General features: G+C 29.2%; 25 protein-coding genes and 1 pseudogene. All 26 read right to left on the bottom strand.

All coding sequences use genetic code 4. The features are described 5' to 3' along the window. Positions 1 to 29: 29 nt before the first annotated feature. Positions 30 to 1,181, bottom strand: coding sequence for a methionine adenosyltransferase (gene metK / locus MSROBK_RS09585; protein WP_040094292.1), 1,152 nt, complete (start codon positions 1,179 to 1,181; stop codon positions 30 to 32). Positions 1,182 to 1,437: 256 nt separating this feature from the next. Next, positions 1,438 to 2,379, bottom strand: a complete 942-nt coding sequence (locus MSROBK_RS09590) for an alpha/beta fold hydrolase domain-containing protein (protein WP_040094294.1) — start codon at positions 2,377 to 2,379, stop codon at positions 1,438 to 1,440. 16 nt (positions 2,380 to 2,395) lie between these two features. After that, positions 2,396 to 3,196 carry a TIGR00282 family metallophosphoesterase gene (locus MSROBK_RS09595; RefSeq protein WP_040094297.1) on the bottom strand — a complete coding sequence of 267 codons (801 nt, stop codon included), beginning with the start codon at positions 3,194 to 3,196 and terminating at the stop codon, positions 2,396 to 2,398. A 12-nt stretch (positions 3,197 to 3,208) separates the two neighbouring features. Beyond that, positions 3,209 to 3,529: a YlxM family DNA-binding protein gene (gene ylxM, locus MSROBK_RS09600; RefSeq protein WP_040094300.1), complete on the bottom strand. Its 321-nt coding sequence runs from the start codon at positions 3,527 to 3,529 to the stop codon at positions 3,209 to 3,211. Then, positions 3,529 to 4,515: a signal recognition particle-docking protein FtsY gene (gene ftsY, locus MSROBK_RS09605; protein ID WP_040094302.1), complete on the bottom strand. Its 987-nt coding sequence runs from the start codon at positions 4,513 to 4,515 to the stop codon at positions 3,529 to 3,531. The genes ylxM and ftsY overlap by 1 nt, the downstream gene beginning before the upstream one ends. Before the next feature lie 28 nt (positions 4,516 to 4,543). Continuing rightward, positions 4,544 to 5,545 carry an alcohol dehydrogenase catalytic domain-containing protein gene (locus MSROBK_RS09610; RefSeq protein WP_040094304.1) on the bottom strand — a complete coding sequence of 334 codons (1,002 nt, stop codon included), beginning with the start codon at positions 5,543 to 5,545 and terminating at the stop codon, positions 4,544 to 4,546. Positions 5,546 to 5,647: 102 nt separating this feature from the next. Beyond that, positions 5,648 to 6,415 carry a hypothetical protein gene (locus MSROBK_RS09615; RefSeq protein WP_040094306.1) on the bottom strand — a complete coding sequence of 256 codons (768 nt, stop codon included), beginning with the start codon at positions 6,413 to 6,415 and terminating at the stop codon, positions 5,648 to 5,650. Between the two features lie 117 nt (positions 6,416 to 6,532). Continuing rightward, a complete protein-coding gene (smpB, locus tag MSROBK_RS09620) occupies positions 6,533 to 6,985 on the bottom strand; it encodes an SsrA-binding protein SmpB (protein WP_416375053.1) in 453 nt (150 codons plus the stop codon). Beyond that, on the bottom strand, positions 6,982 to 9,099 hold the full coding sequence (rnr, locus tag MSROBK_RS09625) for a ribonuclease R (RefSeq protein ID WP_040094310.1): 2,118 nt from the start codon (positions 9,097 to 9,099) through the stop codon (positions 6,982 to 6,984). Before rnr ends, smpB begins: the two co-directional genes overlap by 4 nt. A 79-nt stretch (positions 9,100 to 9,178) precedes the next feature. After that, positions 9,179 to 9,475, bottom strand: coding sequence for a preprotein translocase subunit SecG (secG, locus tag MSROBK_RS09630; protein WP_040094313.1), 297 nt, complete (start codon positions 9,473 to 9,475; stop codon positions 9,179 to 9,181). A gap of 84 nt (positions 9,476 to 9,559) precedes the next feature. Then, positions 9,560 to 10,279: pseudogene (locus tag MSROBK_RS09635) on the bottom strand (HAD-IIB family hydrolase); the annotation flags it as partial. Between the two features lie 146 nt (positions 10,280 to 10,425). Next, on the bottom strand, positions 10,426 to 11,256 hold the full coding sequence (locus tag MSROBK_RS09640; RefSeq protein ID WP_040094314.1) for a Cof-type HAD-IIB family hydrolase: 831 nt from the start codon (positions 11,254 to 11,256) through the stop codon (positions 10,426 to 10,428). 106 nt (positions 11,257 to 11,362) lie between these two features. Then, a complete protein-coding gene (locus tag MSROBK_RS09645) occupies positions 11,363 to 11,626 on the bottom strand; it encodes a FoF1 ATP synthase subunit delta/epsilon (protein WP_040094315.1) in 264 nt (87 codons plus the stop codon). A gap of 1 nt (position 11,627) precedes the next feature. Then, positions 11,628 to 13,025, bottom strand: coding sequence for a F0F1 ATP synthase subunit beta (gene atpD / locus MSROBK_RS09650; RefSeq protein ID WP_040094317.1), 1,398 nt, complete (start codon positions 13,023 to 13,025; stop codon positions 11,628 to 11,630). A 15-nt stretch (positions 13,026 to 13,040) separates the two neighbouring features. Next, entirely contained in the window at positions 13,041 to 13,898 is an 858-nt protein-coding gene (atpG, locus tag MSROBK_RS09655; RefSeq protein ID WP_040094318.1) for an ATP synthase F1 subunit gamma, read from the bottom strand. Positions 13,899 to 13,913: 15 nt separating this feature from the next. Beyond that, complete coding sequence (atpA, locus tag MSROBK_RS09660; RefSeq protein WP_040094320.1) at positions 13,914 to 15,485, bottom strand: F0F1 ATP synthase subunit alpha; 1,572 nt, start codon at positions 15,483 to 15,485, stop codon at positions 13,914 to 13,916. 17 nt (positions 15,486 to 15,502) lie between these two features. Then, a complete protein-coding gene (locus MSROBK_RS09665) occupies positions 15,503 to 16,048 on the bottom strand; it encodes a F0F1 ATP synthase subunit delta (protein WP_040094323.1) in 546 nt (181 codons plus the stop codon). A 6-nt stretch (positions 16,049 to 16,054) separates the two neighbouring features. Beyond that, a complete protein-coding gene (gene atpF / locus MSROBK_RS09670) occupies positions 16,055 to 16,570 on the bottom strand; it encodes a F0F1 ATP synthase subunit B (protein ID WP_227991256.1) in 516 nt (171 codons plus the stop codon). A gap of 61 nt (positions 16,571 to 16,631) precedes the next feature. After that, a complete protein-coding gene (atpE, locus tag MSROBK_RS09675) occupies positions 16,632 to 16,919 on the bottom strand; it encodes an ATP synthase F0 subunit C (RefSeq protein WP_040094327.1) in 288 nt (95 codons plus the stop codon). Between the two features lie 51 nt (positions 16,920 to 16,970). After that, positions 16,971 to 17,792, bottom strand: coding sequence for a F0F1 ATP synthase subunit A (locus MSROBK_RS09680; protein ID WP_084218053.1), 822 nt, complete (start codon positions 17,790 to 17,792; stop codon positions 16,971 to 16,973). Further along, on the bottom strand, positions 17,782 to 18,243 hold the full coding sequence (locus tag MSROBK_RS12405) for an MG406 family protein (RefSeq protein ID WP_133165081.1): 462 nt from the start codon (positions 18,241 to 18,243) through the stop codon (positions 17,782 to 17,784). Before MSROBK_RS12405 ends, MSROBK_RS09680 begins: the two co-directional genes overlap by 11 nt. Further along, positions 18,212 to 18,835 carry a uracil phosphoribosyltransferase gene (gene upp / locus MSROBK_RS09690; RefSeq protein ID WP_040094332.1) on the bottom strand — a complete coding sequence of 208 codons (624 nt, stop codon included), beginning with the start codon at positions 18,833 to 18,835 and terminating at the stop codon, positions 18,212 to 18,214. The genes MSROBK_RS12405 and upp overlap by 32 nt, the downstream gene beginning before the upstream one ends. A 247-nt stretch (positions 18,836 to 19,082) precedes the next feature. Further along, positions 19,083 to 19,463, bottom strand: coding sequence for a transposase family protein (locus MSROBK_RS14250; RefSeq protein WP_416375054.1), 381 nt, complete (start codon positions 19,461 to 19,463; stop codon positions 19,083 to 19,085). After that, the gene (locus MSROBK_RS14255; RefSeq protein ID WP_040092446.1) at positions 19,448 to 19,900 is read right to left on the bottom strand and encodes an IS5 family transposase; all 453 of its coding nucleotides are present in this window, start codon (positions 19,898 to 19,900) and stop codon (positions 19,448 to 19,450) included. The genes MSROBK_RS14250 and MSROBK_RS14255 overlap by 16 nt, the downstream gene beginning before the upstream one ends. A 26-nt stretch (positions 19,901 to 19,926) precedes the next feature. After that, complete coding sequence (locus MSROBK_RS09700) at positions 19,927 to 20,763, bottom strand: recombinase RecT (protein ID WP_052443554.1); 837 nt, start codon at positions 20,761 to 20,763, stop codon at positions 19,927 to 19,929. A 1-nt stretch (position 20,764) separates the two neighbouring features. Then, positions 20,765 to 21,466: a hypothetical protein gene (locus MSROBK_RS09705; RefSeq protein ID WP_040092600.1), complete on the bottom strand. Its 702-nt coding sequence runs from the start codon at positions 21,464 to 21,466 to the stop codon at positions 20,765 to 20,767. Between the last annotated feature and the right edge of the window lies 1 nt (position 21,467).

Here is a 21,467-nt window from a genome sequence, read left to right on the forward strand (position 1 = left end):
ATTTCCTTTCTTTTAATTATATCTAAAATTTAAGAAACCAACAGATATTTGACTAAACTTTGGACTTTATCTAATTTCTCTCATGGTAATTCACTATGATAACGACCAAAATGACCATAAGTTGCTGTTTGTTGATAAATTGGTTTTTGTAATTCTAATTTTGCAATCATTGCTTGTGGTTGAAAATCAAAGTTCTCTTTAATAGCCGTTAAAATTACATCATTAGAAACCAGATTTGTTCCAAAGGTTTCAACAAAAATTGAAATTGGTTCTGCAACACCAATTGCATAAGATAATTGAATCTCACAACGTTCAGTTAATCCTGCTGCAACAATATTTTTGGCAACATAGCGTGCCATATAAGCCGCCGAACGATCAACTTTTGTTCCATCCTTACCAGAAAAAGCACCCCCGCCATGGCGAGCATAACCACCATATGTATCAACAATAATTTTCCGGCCAGTTAATCCAGCATCTCCCCTTGGTCCTCCAATTACAAAACGTCCAGTTGAATTAATCAATACTTTAAAATCTAAATTCATTTTAAATTCTTTCACAACTGGTTCCATAATTTCGGTAATAACGAATCCTTTAAATTTCTTTTCATCAATATCTTCATCATGTTGAATTGACATTAAAATTGTATCAATAAAAATATTTTTAGAATTTGTTAAATCTAATGTCACTTGTGATTTCATATCCGGACGAGCTCCGTGAAAAATTCCTTCTTTTCGTAAAATACTTGCTCTTTTAACTAATGCATGGGCTAACGAAATGGCTAATGGCATATAATTATCTGATTCGTTTGTCGCATAACCAAACATAATCCCTTGATCACCAGCGCCAAAATTATCAACCCCTTGGGAAATATCTGGTGATTGTGTTTTAATTAAAACTTCAATCTCGCAAGTTTCTCAGTCAATTCCTCATTCAGCATTATTATAACCAATTTCTTTTAACACTTTTCGCGCTACTGCTGCATAGTCAATGTTTGTTTTTGTTGTAATTTCACCGCCAATAATAACACGGTTCGTTGTAACAAAACACTCACAAGCAACTCGTGAAAACGGGTCTTCTCGTAAACAAGCATCTAAAACAGCATCAGAAATTTGATCACAAATTTTATCAGGATGTCCCTCTGAAACTGATTCAGAAGTAAATAAAATTTTCTCTTTCTTCATACCTTTTCTCCTTAATCATAAATAAAACCACATCATAATAATGTGGTATTAATAATAATATGTTTACACTTAAATTAATAGTTAACTTTATTCAATAACTAATAAATCTTATTGGTAGCATATCATCTTGCCCTGCTAAAAGCACCTTCTAATTAAATATAGGGTTGCTAGTGGATCATTGTTTAGCCTACTAACCACTTCAAAATAAGTTTTATGTTGTTACTTGACAACATATTTATTATAACTTAAAAATTAATTAATTTTGTTTTAAATTAATAATTTCTGTAAAAATTTTATGATCAATATTTTTATCAGTAAAAAGATAATGCTTTGCTACTGAAACTTTGACAATGTTAATCATTTTATTGTTAATTAAGTTTACTTTTTTATTATTATAAAATTTATCATTTTCTGCTTGAACAATTAAAGTGGTTAGTTTTATTTTATTAAGTTGTTTAAGAAGTTTTTTATTTAAATAATTAAATTGTAAAATTTGATTTAAAAAATACGTCTGTTCTTTTTGCAACATTAATTGACTATAACTTTCATTTTGACTTAAAACTTGATAATCAATGTGGATTTTAAGTAACTTATCTAAGTTAAAAATAAAACCAATACCAATACCAATTTTACTAGTAATTGAAAAACGAATTCCTTTATGATTAGTAACTGGATTAACTAAAATAACCTTTTCAACTAATGGTTGCTTTTTTAACAATAAACCAATTAAACTAATCGAAAAACCTTCTAATAACAAAATAATCTTTTGCTGTTCGTATTTATTTTTTAATGCCGTAATGACATCAAAAATGTCGTTAACTAAAACCCCAACATTTTTGATGCGCGCTGAAACATTATCCTTGACATTTCGTTGGTTAAAAGTAATAACACTTATTTTGTTTTTTAATAGCTCATCATTATTAACTAATCCCATAAAATTCTCTTTCGCTCCATATAAGTCATGCACTGCCAAAAGAATATATTCACTATCCTTATTAACTGTTCCCAATGTTGTTAATTCATACTGATCAGTAGTAAGAAAATGTTTATTTTCAATATATTCTGGTAGTTGAATTTGTCCTGGTTTGGCTTTTTTATTAAAAAGACGGTAAAATCGAAAAAGCAAATAACAGCAAAGAAAAATCCCTACGATGGCACAAATAACAATAATAAGATCTGTTTTAATAAAACTAGTCATTTAACTTCTCCTTCTTTTATTCCAAAAAGTCTGCTTCATTTTCCGGGCGAATTAAAATTCGTTCAATTTTAACTGCTTTATTTGTCTTATCATCAACTTCTAATAACGCAGCAGAAAAAATTAATTGATCATCATTTTCTGCTGGTTCAAATCGTAATGGTAACCCCATTTTTTCTTTAATAATAATTTCAGTGGGATTAGCCCCAATGATTGAATTATAACTTCCACACATTCCAACATCAGTAATATATCCTGTTCCTCGTGGTAATAACCGGTTATCTGCTGTTTGCACATGCGTATGTGTTCCAAAAAAACCAGTAATTATGCCATCATAATTTCAAGCAAATGCTAATTTTTCAGCACTAGCTTCTGCATGAAAATCAACAAAATGTAAATCACTATCATCATTTACCAGAATTTCTTCAAAAACAGCATAGGGATTATCAACTGGGTCCATAAAACTGCGTCCCATTAAATTAGTTATCCGGATTTTCTTATTATTAATTTTAATTTTAACAGTACCGTTCCCCGGCGTAAATGAATTCATATTTGCTGGCTTCAATAAGTCATTAATTTCCTCAATATAATTTAATACTTCAGGATTACGAAAAATATGATTACCAGAAGTAATAATATTAATACCATATGATTTTAATTCATTGTAATGGTGCTTTGAAATAGATTTCCCATGGGTTGTATTTTCACCATTAGCAATAACTAAATGTAGGTTGTATTTTTTTACTAGTAAAGGTAAATACTTATTAACTGCTATCCGACCAGTCTTAGCATAAATATCACCAATCATTAAAATATTCATTCGAGCCTCTCCTTAATCATTATCAATTTCTTTTAATTTTTTTATTAATGGAACACATTCATCAATTTTATCAAACTGTTGACAAACAACTTCGCGTTGTTGTTGTTTATAACTTAATTGTAGGTTATTTTCAAATTTGTGCAATGCGTTTGTAATTTTTAATAATGAATCATAAACTGCATTACGAGAAACGTTTTTTTGCCCAGCGATTTCACTTAAAGAATAATCATCAAAAAAATATAATTCAAAATACTTAACTTGCTTAGGTGTTAATAACGAATTATATAAATCATATAAAATAATTAATTCATTTGATTTTTCTAAATCTTTCATTATGCTTCATCCACTTCATCATGATTAAATAAATCTTTTGTCAAATTATAAATATATTGTTCTATATCAAACTCTTGTAAATCTTCTGGTTGTTCACCAAGACCAATTAATTTAACTGGAATATTTAACTGATCTTTAATTGATAAAACAACACCACCCTTAGCAGTTCCATCCATTTTCGTTAAGACAATCCCGGTCACATTTGTCACTTCTGAAAAATTCTTTGCTTGTGAAATCCCATTTTGACCAGTCACCCCATCAATTACTAATAATGTTTCATGCGGAGCATCAAAAATTTCTCGTTTAATAATGCGATTAATTTTATCTAATTCATTCATTAAATTGACTTTATTTTGTAAACGCCCCGCCGTATCAATTATAACGACATCAACTTGTTCGTTTTTTGCTTTTATTAAACCATCATAAATTACACTGGCGGGGTCTTGTCCTTCTTTAACTGGTTTGACAATATTAACTTTTAATCGCATTGCTCATTGGTTTAATTGCTCAACAGCTCCAGCTCGGAACGTATCGCCCGCAACCAATAAAACAGTTTTCCCTTGGTCAAGAAATTGTTTAGCTAATTTGGCAAGTGTTGTTGTCTTTCCAGCCCCATTAACACCAACCATTAAAATAACATTTAAACGGTTATCTTTTAAATTTAATTGGTTTTGTTTACTTTTGGGATCATTATATAAATCCATAATTACTTCGACCAAATAATCATTAGTATCATCAATGCTTCATCCTTTTTGCACTTTTTTTCGAATTTGATCGGTAATTTGCAAAACCATATTCATTCCCATATCACTAGCAATCAAAATTGCTTCTAAATCTTCTAAATATTCATCATCATATTCTTTATATTTATTTGCTAATTTTTTAATATCATTTGAAAAAGTTAATCTTGTTTTACGTAATGCTTTTTCTAATTTAACTTGTTTTTTTTCTTCTCGCTTTGCTTTTAATCTTTGGAAAAAACCCATTTTTAACTTCACCCTATTCTATTTCGTACTATAATTTCACCACAACTTTAAATATATCTTTGTCCATAAAAGCTTCATAAGCTTGTAAGACTTGATTTTTATTAAAAGCTTTTGTTACTAACTGCATTGGTGAAATTTCCTTTGCTTCAATTTTTGTAACTAATTCATCAAGAGTATAAACATTTAAGATCCCAGTGTGAACAGTAATATTTTGGTATCATAATTGTTGTAAATTAAAAACAACAGATTTATTAAAAACACCGATTGTAATAATTGTACCATTAAAATTAACCATTTGTTGAGCTTGTTCAAAGGTTCCCCGATCATGCCCAACACATTCAATTACTAAATCGTATTTAATATTAAGACTAGTTTTAGTACTATCATATCCCTTATGTGCTCCAAGTTTTTCAAAATAATCTAATTTTCGACTATGATGACCATAGACATCAACTTCTTTATGATATTTATTTATTAACAAAAGAACTGCAAGGCCGATTGGACCATCACCAATAATTGCAATATTATTAATATTTTGAAAATCAACTTTTTTAATAACATTCTCATAAGCCGTTGGTAAAACATCACTAAGCATTAATGCATCAGCTAACTTTATTGTAGAAGAGATTTTGATTACACTATTGTCACCATATGGGATGCGAACATATTCAGCATGTGTTCCATTAATTTTTGTTCCCAAAATAAAACCACCATTAACACATTTTGCAAAAGCTTTTCGAAGACACCACTGGCAAATGTTGCAATGCGTAATACAACCAATTGCGACACGATCACCAACCCTAAGATTAATAACACTGCCACCAACAGCAGTCACAATACCAACCCCTTCGTGTCCCATAATTGTATTTAGAGCAACACTATCGTCTTGGCCCAAATAAGGACGATAATAGGCATGTGAAAAAGTAAACCCTTCAATTTTTACAATAATATCTGTCGGTTCGACAATAACTGGTTCCGTCGTTTCTGTTCATTCAATTTTATTTTTTCCTTTAAAAATTAATGCTTTCATATTTTTGCCCTCTTTTCCTTCTACCTATGATTATACCCAAATAATAACAATATCAAATAAAAAAGAATAAGCTAGAACAACTTTAAATAACATTGTTTTAACTTATTCTGAAACTTGTAATGTTCCCTGTTCAATTTCTAGTCCAATCTTAGGATCAACTAAATCAGTAAATAATCGTTGGTGTGGCATTTTAGTATTAAAATATTGGCGAGAATTTTTTCGAATTAATTCCTGATTCTCATCATTTAAATTCACAAAAACTCATGCATCAGTACAAACTGGTAAGTTATTAAAAATAATAACTTCTGCTGCATACATCTCTGCTAACTGGACACTATCTTTTGTGCCATCATCAAAGGGAACTAAAAAACTATCTTCTAAATCATAAATTTTTTCTTCGGAAGGATCATTTGCAATTCCAATTCCAACTTTTACTTCTTTTACTTCTTTTACCGTTTGATATTTTTCATATAACGTATAATCAATAATTTTAACAGTTGTATTAATATAATTAGCAATTTCAATTAAATAATCTAAATCACCATCATCTTCATATAATGCTAAATAAATATCTTCATGACGATGAATACCAACAATATTTTCTGCCATTTTTAGTGAATTTAAAATTGTTTCTTCTAAACTTGTCACAATTCATTGATAAGTTTCCTTATCATATGTTTTTTTAATTTCTTTTTCATTAATGAAGCGCACAACAACTGATGACATTGACTGATTATTATTTTCTTTGACATAAAAAGGTGGCAATTGTAAATTTGATAAGGCAACTCGATTACGATATTCATCAATTCGATTTTTACTATAAACATATTCCTTTAATATTTCAATCGTTTGCTGTGGATCTCATTTCATATTATTTACCCCTTTTAGTTAAAAAAAATTACCATATTAATTATACTACAAACCGCAATAAAAAGGAAGGCACTAGCTCCCGCAAACCCTAACCTTCCCAACTTTTTATTTTATTTATTAACGCTTTTGACGTAAACGTTCATTATCACGTTGCTTAATTAGTTCTCGTTTATCATAATTCTTCTTCCCACGAACTAGAGCAATTTCCAATTTAGCATAATTATTTTTTAAATACAACTTTAATGGAACCATTGTTAGTCGTTCTAATTTAATTCGTTGCAAAATCTTTTTAATTTCAGATTTATGTAAAAGTAGTTTTCTGGTACGATCAGCATCAGGAACATAAGCTGTTGAAAATTTATATTGTGCAATCACCATATTAATAATAAATGCTTCCTTTTTACGAATAATAACAAATGCTTCATTAATTGAAACATCATTATTTCGAATTGATTTAATTTCACTTCCTGTTAAAGCAAGGCCCGCTTCATAAGTTTCAATAATTTCATAATTATACCGTGCACGCTTATTAATTGTAATTATTAACATTATGATCAACTCCTTGCTTAATTAACTAATTCAAAATCAATTTGTCGTAATTTCTTGCTTGCTTTTTTAACTCTTATCCGAACTTTTTTTCCTAAAAAATATTCTTTTCGTTTTCGTTCTCCAACTAATTTTAAACTTTTTTCATCAAAAAGATAATAGTCATCATTTAAATCAGTAATGTGAACCAATCCTTCAATCGTATTTGGTAACTCAACAAAAATTCCAAATGCTGTTACACCAGCCACAATTCCATCATATTGATAACCAATTTTGCTTTCCATATACTCTGCTTCTTTCATCTTATCAACTTCTCGTTCACATTCCATTGCTCGTAACTCTGCTAATGATGATTGCTGACTGGCATGGCCAACCAAAGCGCGTGTTTGTTCCAAATCAGTAACTTTAACTTTTGCCTGAAACAAATATTCTTTTAATAATCGATGAACAATTAAATCGGGATAACGCCGAATTGGAGAAGTAAAATGCGTGTAACACCACGACGCTAATCCAAAGTGGCCATCATTAATTGGACTATACTTAGCTTTTTCCATACTGCGTAAAACTAATGCTGAAATAACTTTAAAGTTTTCTTTGTCTTTTAATTTATTTAAAATTTGTTGTAAATCTTTAGAATGAATATTTTCCATTTTACCTTTAATATTTAATCCTAAATAAGACAACTGGGTATACAAATCAAATAATTTTTTTGGTTTTGGTTTATTATGGATACGATAAACAAATGGTAAATCCATTCAGTGAATTGTTTCAGCAACAGTTTCGTTTGCACGAATCATAAAACTTTCAATTAACTTTTCAGCATCCGCACGTTCACGAGTAATGATATCTTTAATTTTACCATTTTTATCAACAATAAATTTCGGTTCATCTAAATCAAAATCAACAACACCATCTTGTTGTTTTTTTCTTGCTAAAATTTGGTACAACTGATGGGCCAAAGAAAGCATCTCTATTAACGCAAGAGGAATTTGGTTTTTTTCATTTTGAAAAAATTTATTAACCTCATCATAAGTTAACCGTGCTTTTGAAATTATAACAGATTCATAAATACTTGAAGTAACAACATGCCCTTGTCCATCAATTTCCATTTCACAAGTTAATGTTAAACGTGGTTCAAACGGATTTAACGAACAAATACCGTTACTTAATTTTTCTGGTAACATTGGCACAACCCGATCAATTAGATAAATTGAACACCCCCGGTCAAAGGCTTCTTTATCAAGGGCACTATTCGAGGGAACATAGTGTGCAACATCAGCAATTGCAACTGATAGTAAGTAATTCCCGTTCGCATTTTTCTTAACTAAAATTGCATCATCGAAGTCTTTTGAATCATTACCGTCAATTGTTACAAACATTTCATTTTGTAAATCACGACGTAATTTATTTTTTAATGCTTCTGTTACATTAAGCTCTTGTTTAATTTGGTTGGCCTCACGTAAGACTTGCTCATTAAATTTAGTGGGAATATTGAATTCATGTAAGACTGCTAAAACATCAACACCAACTTGATTAGCATTGCCAATAATTTCAGCAATCTTAACTTGCATTAAATTGGTCTTACTATTAATATTGACAATGCTCCCTTTAATAATTGTATTTTCAATTGCTTCTTTAAAATCAATAATTTCAGCACGATACTGTGTTAATTTATTATTTAAAATTTCTAGATATTTTTGATTATTACGATTTTTTTTAACAACTCCAACAACATATTCATTATTTCGTTTAACAACTTTAATAACTTGTGCTTCAATTTTTCTGGCATTATTATTAGGTTTATGTTTTTTTAAAACAAATAAAACAGAATCTTGATCTAATGCATTATTTAAATCATCTTGCGTAATAAAATACTCTTCTTGGCCTTCGCCAATTTTAACAAAACCAAATCCTTTTTTATTAACACTTACAACTCCTTGTAAATAAACTTTTGGATCTAAATAGTAAAAACGATTATGGTTTGCAACCGCAATAATATTATAATTTTCTAGTTCAACTAAAGTTTTTAACATCATCTTATTATCATCAATATTATTAATTGCCAATAGTTGTGCTAATTCAATTGTATCAAGCGGCTTTGCTTGTTTTTTTAAAATCGCAATGATTTGATCATACATACAACTTTCCCCCCTAAATGAAAAAAGAGACATTTTTAAATCTCTTTAAAATTAATGCCATTATTAGTAATCTACTTTTTTAAAATAACACTTTGGTCAATAAACTTATCAACAATGTAACAATTAATAATGTTGATCCAAAGCTTAACATAAAAATTGATAATGTACGGTCTAATCCTCTTTCTTTACTATTAGCAAATAATTCATCATTACCACCGTTCAAAGCGCTTAAACCAGTTTGGGCTTTTTTGTTTTGCAGCAACCCAATGATAATCATAATAATTGAAACAATTAATGCCACAATTTCAAAAACATAGATAACCGTATTAGCTGTTTGTGAATCAATTGCTAAAAGCATCATACTTGATAGGCTCATTAAAACCGTCCTCTCTAACTTAATTTATGTCCTTATTAATCATACTATAATATCAAGAAAATTATAGCATTTTAACGGTAATTTTTAATTATTTTGTTCAAGTTTATTTAAATAATGATAAATTCCACCGGCATTATTACTACCAGCAACATCAAAAGCTAGTTTTAATACTTCCGTTGGGGTATGTTCCATTGCAATAGCATAGGGCAAAACTTCAAAAGCAGAACGGTCATTATAATTATCACCAAAGTATAAAACATTTTCAATTTTAATATTTGTCTTTTGGGTCTGGTTTAAAATATCAACTAAATGCAAAATTGCTTCACCTTTGTTTGATTGAACATGAACAATATCACAACCATAATCTGATAATTGCTCAACATTAATATTTTGCATTTGCTTCAACACCTGAAACATTTCGTGAAAAACTGTTCGCGACAGATGTTTTGCAACAATTTTATTTGCGCGTTTAATTTCATCAAACTGAAATGGTTTTGCTATTTTCATTCCATCTAAAAAAGCGTCTGGCTCGGACTTCGCTTTTAAAAGGACTTCACCAGCACAATACAAAGTATTATCATTTTCATATGAAATAGTAAACTCACACTGGTATTCTAATAAAATTGTAACAACAGCACGAACATCATCAACAGTCAATAAATTACTATAAACAATTTTGTTATTTTTCGCATTGTAAACTAATGATCCATTTGCTCCAATGACATATTGTGAATAATCCTTAATTTTTAATGCTGTTGTATAATTATCAAATCCCAACGGCATTCGTCCTGAAGCGATTGAAACATAAACCCCTTGTTATTGCAAAACAATTAATTTATTTTGAACAAGAACGGGTAACTCTTGGTGATCGGTAATTAATGTTCCATCAACATCAGTTACAATTAACTTAATTTCGTGATCATTAATTTTTAACATTTGGACCTCATTTTCTATTTTAAAATAGTTTGATAAAGGTAATCTGCAATTCCTGCCGCATTATTATCTTTACTCGTAACAGCTGTTGCAACTTCTTTTAATTGTTGTGTCGCATTAGCTAACGCGATGCCATATTTTGCATTTTTAATCATTTCATAATCATTCATTTGGTCACCAAAACACATAATTTCATCTCAGTCAATGTGAATATTTGCATTATCTTTCAACGCCGCCGTTAATCGCAAGATTCCTTGCCATTTATTAACATTCTTTGGAATAATTTCAATAAAACCATAGCCAGTAACCTCCGTACGTAACGTGGCACTAACAGCAACTTGTTGACGTAATCAATTTTGTTTTTCTTCATCATGACAAGAAATAACAACTTTGCACATTTGCGGAATGTTATTTCAATCAAGTAGTTCTGGTTTTATATCACTGTTACGAAATAAAAAAGTATCTTCTGTGATAACATTTTTCCGTGAAACAAAAGCCTTTTGTTCATCAAGAGGAGCTAAATAAAAATCATAACCAAATTTTTTGACAATTGCCATTGCTCATAACGTATCTTCATATGAAATTATTTCATCATAAACATACTCATTAGTTTTTAAATTTAAAACAGCACCACCATTACTACCAACAACATACTGACAATTATCAATAATCCCCAGCGTCATAGCATAATCATAGAGACTACTTGGTACTCGTCCTGATGCAATTGTTACTAAAATCCCGGCGGCTTGGGCCTTTTTTAATGCTTCAATATTAGCTAATGGAATCACTTTTTCTTTATCTGTCACTAATGTCCCATCAATATCACAAACAATCATTTTTACTGCCATAGGAATTCCCACTTTCTACTACCTATTACTTATTACTTATTATCTTATCGTGTTTTTACTATAATTAACATAAAAAATCTCAAAAAGAGATTTTATTTTTTCTTATTTAATTAATAACTTCAACTTCATCAGTTAGAATTTTAACAAATTCTTGTTCAACTTGTAAAATTCCTCCCCCAATGTTTAACTTGTGCTCTTGATTATTAATTTTATATGACATTTCTGATGGAGTAAGCGTTGAAACAAGCGGAATATGACCATACAAAATTCCCATATAACCAGTAATTGTTCTTACTGTCACAATATCAACTGGATTATCAACAATTACCCCTTGTGTAGTAATAATTTTTAAAGCAATTTGATTAGCCATTTTAATTATGTTTTAAAGCAGTTGCTGCTTTAATAACCTCATCAATTGTTCCAACATATAAAAACGGTTGCTCTGGTAAATCATCATATTTTCCCGCTAAAATTTCTTTAAAAGCACGAATTGTTTCAACAACAGGAACATACTTTCCTTGTTTTCCTGAAAATTTCTCAGCAACAAAGAACGGTTGTGATAAAAAGTTTCGAATTTTTCTTGCACGGGCAACAGCTAACTTATCTTCATCTGATAACTCATCCATTCCTAAAATGGCAATAATTGATTGTAACTCTTTAAATTTTTGTAGAATCTCTTGGACACCCTGTGCAACTTCGTAATGTTCTTCACCAACTATTAATGGATCTAACAATCGTGATGAACTTCCTAGTGGATCAACCGCCGGATAAATTCCTAATGCCGCAATTTCACGATCTAAAACAACTTTAGCATCTAAGTGAGCAAACGTTGTTGCTGGTGCGGGATCAGTTAAATCATCCGCTGGAACATAAACGGCTTGAACGGAAGTAATACTTCCTTTTTTAGTGGAAGTAATTCGTTCTTGCAATGCTCCCATTTCTGTTGCTAATGTTGGTTGATAACCAACTGCTGAAGGCATACGACCTAATAAGGCTGAAACTTCAGAACCAGCTTGCGTAAAACGGAAAATATTATCAATAAATAATAAAACATCTTGGTTTTTATCATCACGGAAATATTCCGCAATTGTTAATCCCGTTAAAGCAACCCGCATACGAGCACCTGGTGTTTCATTCATTTGTCCAAACACTAATGCTGTTTTGTCAATAACACCAGCTTCAATCATTTCATAATACAAATCATTACCTTCACGAGTTCGTTCACCAACACCGGCAAAGACAGAGATTCCTCCGTGTGCTTTTGCAACGTTATTAATTAATTCTTGTACTAAAACAGTTTTTCCAACTCCGGCTCCTCCAAACAATCCAATTTTTCCTCCCTTTGCAAAAGGTACTAATAAATCAACAACTTTAATTCCTGTTTCTAAAATCTCAGCAGTTGTTTGTTGTTCTTCATAGGATGGTGCCTCACGGTGAATTGGTCGCATTAATTTTGTTTTTGGTTGCGGTTTTTCATCAATTGCTTCCCCAAGCACATTAAACATTCTTCCCAGCACTTCTTCACCAACAGGAACTGTAATTGGGGCTTTGGTATCAATAACTTCCATTCCCCGGACCATTCCTTCGGTTGGTCCTAACGCAATTGTCCGAACAGTATCATCACCAATGTGTTGAACAACTTCTAAAACTAATTTAGTTCCATTATTATCAACCATAATCGCATTGTACAATTCAGGTAAATATTCTTCGGCAAACCGTACATCAACAACAGGTCCTAATACCTGTACTACTTTTCCATTTTTCTCCATTTTTCTAATCACCTCTTAATTTTCTTGTGCGCCTGCTCCAGCAACAATTTCCATAATTTCTTGAGTAATTGCTGCTTGACGCTTACGATTATATAATAATGATAACTTTTCTAACATTGCGTTAGCATTATCGGTTGCATTTTCCATTGCTACTCTTCGTGATGCTTGTTCAGAAACTTGTGACTCAACAATTGTTGAAAATAAAATTGTATTTAAATACATTGGTACTGCATTTTCCAAAATTGTTGCTGGGTCTGGTTCAAATTCAGTAATAACATGTAGGTGTTTAGTTTCTTCTTTACTACTTGCTTTAACAATTGGCAACAATTGTAAGATGGTTGGTTCAAAAGTAACATTATTAATAAATTTTGTATAAGCAATTTTAATTTCATCATAAGTGTTACTATTAAAACCAGATAGAATTTCTTGAGCAAATTCACGAGCATCATCATATGAAAAATTAATATCAATGTCTTTTTTCGTATGCATAATTTTAAAACCTTTATGAAGATAAAATGATTCTGCTTTTGACCCAATTGCAATAATACAATCATTTGGACGCAATTCTTTTAAAACTAATTTATTAATATTAATATTATAACCACCACATAAACCAAGATTTGAATTAACAATAATTCAACAAGTTTTAATACTAGCCTTAGTTGGGCCTTTTTTCTGATAAATTGAATCATCCGCTTTACTAATGATATCGTTAAAAACGGTATAAACTTCAGCAAAATATGGTTTTGCATTAGAAATTCGTTTTCCAACTTTTTTTAATTTTGCGGTAGCGACTAACTTCATTGCCTGTGTTATTTTTGAAGTTGAATTAATTGAAGTAATTTGTTTTTTTAAACCTGTTCCGACTGCCATTTTTAATAACCTTTTTTATCGTCCTAGTTTATTTCATTCTTCAATTCGCCCAAATCGTTCTGGATTATAATCTGCAATTTTGTTAGTAACTTTTTTCACAACACTAATAATTTCACGATCAATATTTGTCATTAAAGTTTCGCTATAAGCTTTTTCTTGTGCTAATTCATCATAATATTTTTTTGCTTTTGTATCAAAATGTTCAATAATTTCTTCCTTAAACTCCTGAATTTTATCAACTGGAACTCAACGAATTCTTTTTTTATTAACTGCTAATAAAATAATTGCTTGGTCAATTTGTGAAAGCGGGGCATATTGTTTTTGTTTTAAAATTTCAATTACCCGTTTTCCGTGCTCTAATACTTCTTTCGTTGTATCATCTAAATCCGAACCAAATTGAGCAAAAGCTTGCAGTTCACGATATTGTGCTAATTCTAATTTTAAAGAACCCGCTACTTGTTTCATTGCTTTAATTTGTGCCGCTGATCCTACCCGTGACACTGATAACCCAGCATCAACAGCAGGACGAATTCCAGCATTAAACTGATCATTATTTAAAAATATTTGACCATCGGTAATTGAAATAACATTTGTTGGAATATAAGCAGAAATATCACCAGCTTGTGTTTCAACAATTGGCAAGGCGGTAATACTCCCACCCCCATATTCTTTTGTTACTCGCGCTGCTCGTTCTAATAAACGACTATGCAAATAGAAAACATCCCCCGGATACGCTTCACGACCTGGTGGGCGGTGTAATAACAAAGCCATTGTTCGATAAGCAACAGCATGTTTGGAAAGATCATCATAAATAATAATAACATTATCGCCTGATTCCATTCATTCTTCTCCAATTGTCACACCAGTATAAGGCGCTAAATATTGCAATGGTGCTAATTCACTTGCTGTTGCTGAAACAACAGTCGTATATTCCATTGCCCCTGCTGCACGCAGTTTTTCAACAATTTGAGCAACAGTTGATGCTTTTTGTCCGATTGCAACATAAATACATTTTACATGTTTTCCTTTTTGATTTAAGATTGTATAAATTCCAATTGCTGTTTTTCCGGTTTGACGATCACCAATAATTAATTCCCGTTGCCCTTTTCCAATTGGAATCATCGCGTCAATTGTAATAATTCCTGTTTCCATCGGTTGGTCAACTGATTTTCTAGTCATAACTCCTGGCGCAATTCTTTCAACTGGTCTTGTTTTTGTTGCTTTCAATGGTCCTTTTCCATCAATTGGTTGACCTAAAGCATTAACAACACGACCCAATAGAGCATCGTCAACAGGTGTTTCAACAATTTTTCCTGAACGACGAACTTTGTCACCTTCACGGACAGTTGTATCATCTCCCATTAATACAGCACCAACAGCACCTTCTTCTAAATTTAGCACCATCCCATAAATTTCGTTTGGAAAAATTAATAACTCACTCATCATCGCATTATCAAGTCCATCAATTAAAGCAATTCCATCGCCAACGGTAACAACAGTTCCTTCTTCATGAATTTCAATTTTCTTTCCATATTCTTTAATCTGTTTTTTAATTATTTCAGAAATTTCATTTATATTTAAAGCCACTTTTTCCACCCCATCTTCTATTTATTATGTATTGCTTTTTGGCGCATTGTTTCTAATTGGCCCGCAATCGAACCATCAATAATTTCATGTTTAATTTTAACGCGAACACCGCCAAGTAATGATGGGTCAATTTTATTAACTAATTCAATATGATATCCAAATTTTTTACTTAATTTATTCTCAATTATTTCAATTTGTTTTTTTGTTAACGGTTGTATTGAAAAAATATTACCATATTGAACATCATAACTAATATTAATAATTTTTCGCAAACGCTTAAAAATTCTTCGAACATAACAAAAGGCTTCTCGGTCAATTAATAAAAAAAGCGCATTTAGAATTAACGGATCAACCGCCTTCTGAAATGGTTTCGCTAATATTTTTTTGCGTTCTTCTTTAGTAATATCAGCATTCATCATTAATTTAACATATTCTGGATCTTGTTTAAATAATTCAACAATCATATTACTTACTTCTAAATAATGATCAAATTTTTTTGTTTCAAGCGCTAAATCCATTAAAGCAGCAGCGTAATTATCAATAAATTTTTCACTAACTAACATAATGTTCTAGTCTAAATCCTTAATAAAATCTTCTACTAATTTTTCATTTTTTTCTTTTGTGATTTCGTTTTCTAATAATTGTTCAGCTGCATTAAACGCAATATTAATAATTGATTTTCGAATATCATCTTTATATTGTTCTTTTTCTTTTTGTATTTCTTTATGTGCTTGTTCATTTAAACGAACTACTTCCGCTTTTGCTGTTTCTAACACTTGATGTTGTTTTGTTTCTGCTTCAGTCCGCGCATCAGCAAGAATCCCATTAGCTTCTACTTTTGCTGTTGTCAGCAATTTTGATGCTTCTTTCTGATCAATTGTTGCTTTTGCTTGTTTATCAGCAGCATCTTGAATTAATTCACGAATTTTATTACGACGAGCACGCATTGCTTTACGAAATGGATTATATACTCATTTTGATAATAAAATTAGTAAAATAATTGTTGCAATAACATGAGCAATAAAAATTCATAAATTTGGAAATAGTTGATTAATAATTTCTGCTGGCTCAATTGGTTTTGACATTAATCATAACATAAGACATCCAAACCTTTCTGTTTTAAAATTCTTTTAATATTATTAATTATTAACCAGTAACAAATGCTAAAATAATCGCAATAACTAATGCATAAATTGAACCTGATTCAGTAATAGCAGCAGCAATAATATATTGGGTACGAACTTTCCCCTCAACTTCTGGATTACGAGCAATCGCTTCAACTGCTTTCCCCCCAGTGTATCCTTGCCCAATTCCTGAACCACAACATCCAATCGCAGCTAATCCTGCTCCTAATAAAGACATTCCTTTGGTAAACCCATCATTAATTCCTGCCATTAATCATACGCCAATCATATTTGACATTAAATCTAACATATTGTAATTCTCCTCTTCTTTAAAAATATATAATTTTATTTTAATACTTTTTTACCTATTTAAGTGGACATTTTGAACATTTTTTATTTTTTTATGTTTTTTTAATTTAATTGTTTTTTCTTTATCGGTTTTTTCATCAGTATGCATTTCTATCGCCCAATACGCAATTGTTAAGATAGAAAAAATATACGCTTGGATTAGACCATCAAAAACATCAAAATAAATACTTAAAAATGGTAAAAATACTCCCGCTAATAAATCAACTGGCCCAATATAAGGAATTTGTCCTCAAATAAAGCTCATTAAAGCGGTAAATAAAGCAATAATAACCGTTCCCCCTAAAATGTTTCCAAATAGACGAAATGAAATTGAAATTAACGGCACAAATTGCGTTAATAATTCTAATGGGTTAACAATAAATTTTTTAAAATACATTAGTTTTTGATATTTAATCCCAAAATAATATATTCCAATAAAAGTAACTAACCCCATTGATAGTGGCACTGTATAAGCTGTTGCCAGTGAATCAAATCCAACAACACTCATTAAATTACCAATACCAACATACAATAATAAGTACATAACATAAACTGTTAAGAATTTATATTTTGGTCCCATTAAGTCCACAACTTGCTTTTCAACTCATTTAATTGCAATTTCAGCAAAAAGTACTAAGCCTGTTGGAACATCAGTTGGACCAATTTTTTTTAACCGTTTATAATAACCAATTGATAAAAGCATAATAATAAAAGTAGTTAATACTATCGTTACTAGTTGCGGTAATAAAATTGTATAACTTCATGCGTCCATTCCAGTTTTATTTGGATCAGGAATTAAATCCATTACAAAAAGTTGACAAAAATTAACTTTCATCACCATTTATCCCTTCCTTTCTGTGCTTATGACTTGAAAATTTAATATTAACAAATAATGACGATAAAGGACAAAGACTAATACCCACAATTACCGTATATATACTAAAAAAACTAGTATTCTTAGCATAAATAACTATTGGTATAGCATAAATAACTAAGCGAACTAGGTACAATAAGATAAAAAAGTACTTATTTAAACTTATACTTAACAATCATCCCGAAAAGCAAATGATTAAGAAACCTATAAGAGAAAACAAATACCCTAAGACTAATCCCGAGTATAAAGTTCAGTCCTGTTTTAAAGTCAAATATATAATCGTCAATATCGCAAATATTCCCAAAAACATAATTAAACTTATTATTGACATTTTATATTCTACACCTTTAAAATGTTTTTTTCAATGTAATTTATTCTTTTTATTTAGTTCCAAAAATACGGTCTCCTGCATCACCTAGACCGGGAATAATATAACCATGTTCATCTAATCGTTCATCTAAAGCAGCAACATAAATATCAATATCAGGATGATGTTTTTCAATATATGCTTTACCTTCTGGTGCAACAACTAAACATACTAGTTTAATATTAGTTGCTCCTCATTCTTTTACCTTTTGAATTGCAAGATTAGCACTACCTCCTGTTGCTAACATTGGATCTAAAACTAAAACATTTGCCTTGATAATATTTTCTGGTTTTTTAGCAAAATACTCATGAGGTTCTAGTGTTTTTTCATCACGATATAATCCAATGTGACCAATTTTAGCATTTGGAACTAAATTAATAATTCCATCAACCATTCCTAAACCGGCTCTTAAAATTGGAAACAAAACAATATCATTCGCAATTTTATATCCTTTTGTTTTTGCTACTGGTGTATCAATTTTAAATTCCTTTAATTCAATCTCACGAAATATTTCGTAAGCCATTAATTGGGCAATTTCATCTAGATTTTCCTTAAACACCTTTGAGTTACTTTCTTTCTTACGCATCCTTGTTAATTTATCTAAAATTAGGGGATGTTTTATTACCGTAAATGACATTAATTATTTTTCCTCCTTAATTTATTAGATTTTAACATAAATAAAGAAAAGATACCAAGATTTAATAGACTTCTTGAATTACTTGTTAAAAAATTGCAAATATTTGTAAAAAAGATACTAATAGAAAAATATAATTTTAATTAATTATGTTTTTTATTTAAAAATTTAATATTTTTCCACAACGAAAAATTAATTTATTATTTAAATTATTTAATTTTAAATAAATATTTTATGTTAAATATAATAATTATAAATTATAAATTGAGGCAATTAAATTAAATCTTAAACCAAATCTTTTTCTTCGATTACGATATTTTTCTGTAATAATTTTAAATTTTTTAAGAATAGCAAAAATATTTTCAATAATAATTCTCATTTTTGAAACTAGTCTATTATATTGCTTTTGTTCTTTGTTTAAAGGGTTTTTCTTTGTTTTCTTTGTAGGTATTAGAACATTATTGTGATTTTTTTGTATTCCTTGATAACCACTATCAACTATTAATTTGGTATTTTTTAAAATTGGGATTTTTGATTCTTTAAATAAAGCATAATCATGTTTTTTTCCGAGCGAAAAACTTGTTGCAATAATTTTTTTGGTTTCTTGTTCGATAATTACTTGTGTTTTGATCGTGTGTTTTTTCTTTTTACCAGAATAAGATTGTTTTTGTCTTTTTTTGGGCGTTGGATTGGAGTTTCGGTAGCATCAATAATAATAGTTTTATCATTAAAATAATCATTTATTAGTGCTTTTTTACCAGCAAGTTGTTGAAAATCAGAGTTTTTAATTAAAATATCTTCAATTCACTTAATATTACGATAACAATTAGCCTCACTAATATCAAAACTTTTACCAAGATGAAAATAAGTCTGATATTCTCGTCAATATAATAAAGTCATCAATAATCTATTTTCTAATGATAATTTATTAGTTTTACCACCTTTTTTAAATTTTTCTATTTCAGCAACTTTTAAAATATCTAACATTTTATTAAAAGTGGATTTTTTTATTCCTGTTAATCTTAACCATTCTCTATCATTAAGAGTATTAAATTTATTATTGTTCATATTTTTATGTCCTCATAAATTATATTTTATAATAATATTTTAATAAAAAAGGGTATCGCAAGAAGTCTATTATTTGATAAAGTTTCATCGTTAATATGCCCATTATTTTTGATGAAAGTAGCATCATTATCAATATAAATCTTTTCATCATTAGTTGTAATAACTGCTTGATCTGATTTATATGCTTGTTGTAATTCAACTGACATAATACCTCATTTTCTTAATAATGATGTTAATACTGTTTTAAGGGCCATTTCATCAAAACTAGCAATATAAAATGATTTATTTTTAGCATAAGTTTTAGAATATTTCATAAAATGATTTTCCATTTGCTCTTTTGTCATATATAAAGTTTTTTCAAAACCATTAACCATTTTAAAATATGCTACATAACCTATAATTGATAATTTTTCTCGTTCATCTTCATTTTGATTTCAATTAAAAGCAGTACCTTTTAAACGATCATAATTTATTAATTCATTTGCTCTAACATCTGATACTGACATATCTAAATATTGGCCACTTCTTTGGGCTAATTGAATATAACCTTTATAACCCATTTGAAATTGGGCTTGATTAATTCATTCTTGGATTTCACGACCATTAATAATTCTTGTTATTTTTGTATTATATGGTACTACATAAGCATAACCGAATTGTTTTTCCATTGGTAAATTTAATAAAACACCTTGATAACAAGCAGTCATAATTGTTTTTGGATCTGCTTTTTGTAATAATTCATTACTATTTGATATTGCAATTATATTACTTTTAAATCTTGCAATTTCATTTTCATTAGAAAATTTACTTTTTATTCAATCAGTTACCTTATCTGTTCTTAAAAATTCTACAATATTTGTCATGTTATTTTTCTCCTTTATTTATTTTAAAATTAATACCTTTAACCCCAATTAAATTAATATCTTTATTACTATCTCATTGATCTTTAATTTCATTTTTAACAATTTGTTCATCAACAGTTAAATAATTTTTAATAAGATTAATAAGTTCTAATTTATCAGCATTTTGTAAAAAATCATCATTAATACCAATAACCTCAATATCTTTAATTAATAATTTTTCTTTCCGAAAATTACTAGTAATAATTTTTAATTCTTGTTCTTGTTTTGCTATACTTTTAATTTCTAAAAATTGCTCTTTTTTATGAGTTTCAATAATTTTATTTTGTTTTTGAAATTGAATATTAATGACACTATTTTTTAAAGAATCATGATTATTCTTAATATTATTTTCTAAATTTAAAATATCTTTTCTAATAAAATTTAATTCATCTTTAAAAGATTTTATTATTTCTAATGGTTCTCTAAAAATATAATCAATTTTTGAAACTACTAATTTTAAATCTTTTAGTGATTGTGATTTATATTCTCCATTTATTAATCAAGCTTGTTGTCGATATATAAATTCTGCTAATTCTTGTCCATTTTCATCAATTCACTTTTTAATTGTTAATGCTTTTAAGCTTAATTCTTTAAAATTATTTCCTTTTAAATAAAACGGATAAGTAATATTTTTAACTTCATTATTTAATTTTAAATCTTCCATA

Source organism: Spiroplasma poulsonii (genome assembly GCF_009866525.1).
Lineage (GTDB): Bacteria > Bacillota_I > Bacilli_A > Mycoplasmatales > Mycoplasmataceae > Spiroplasma > Spiroplasma poulsonii.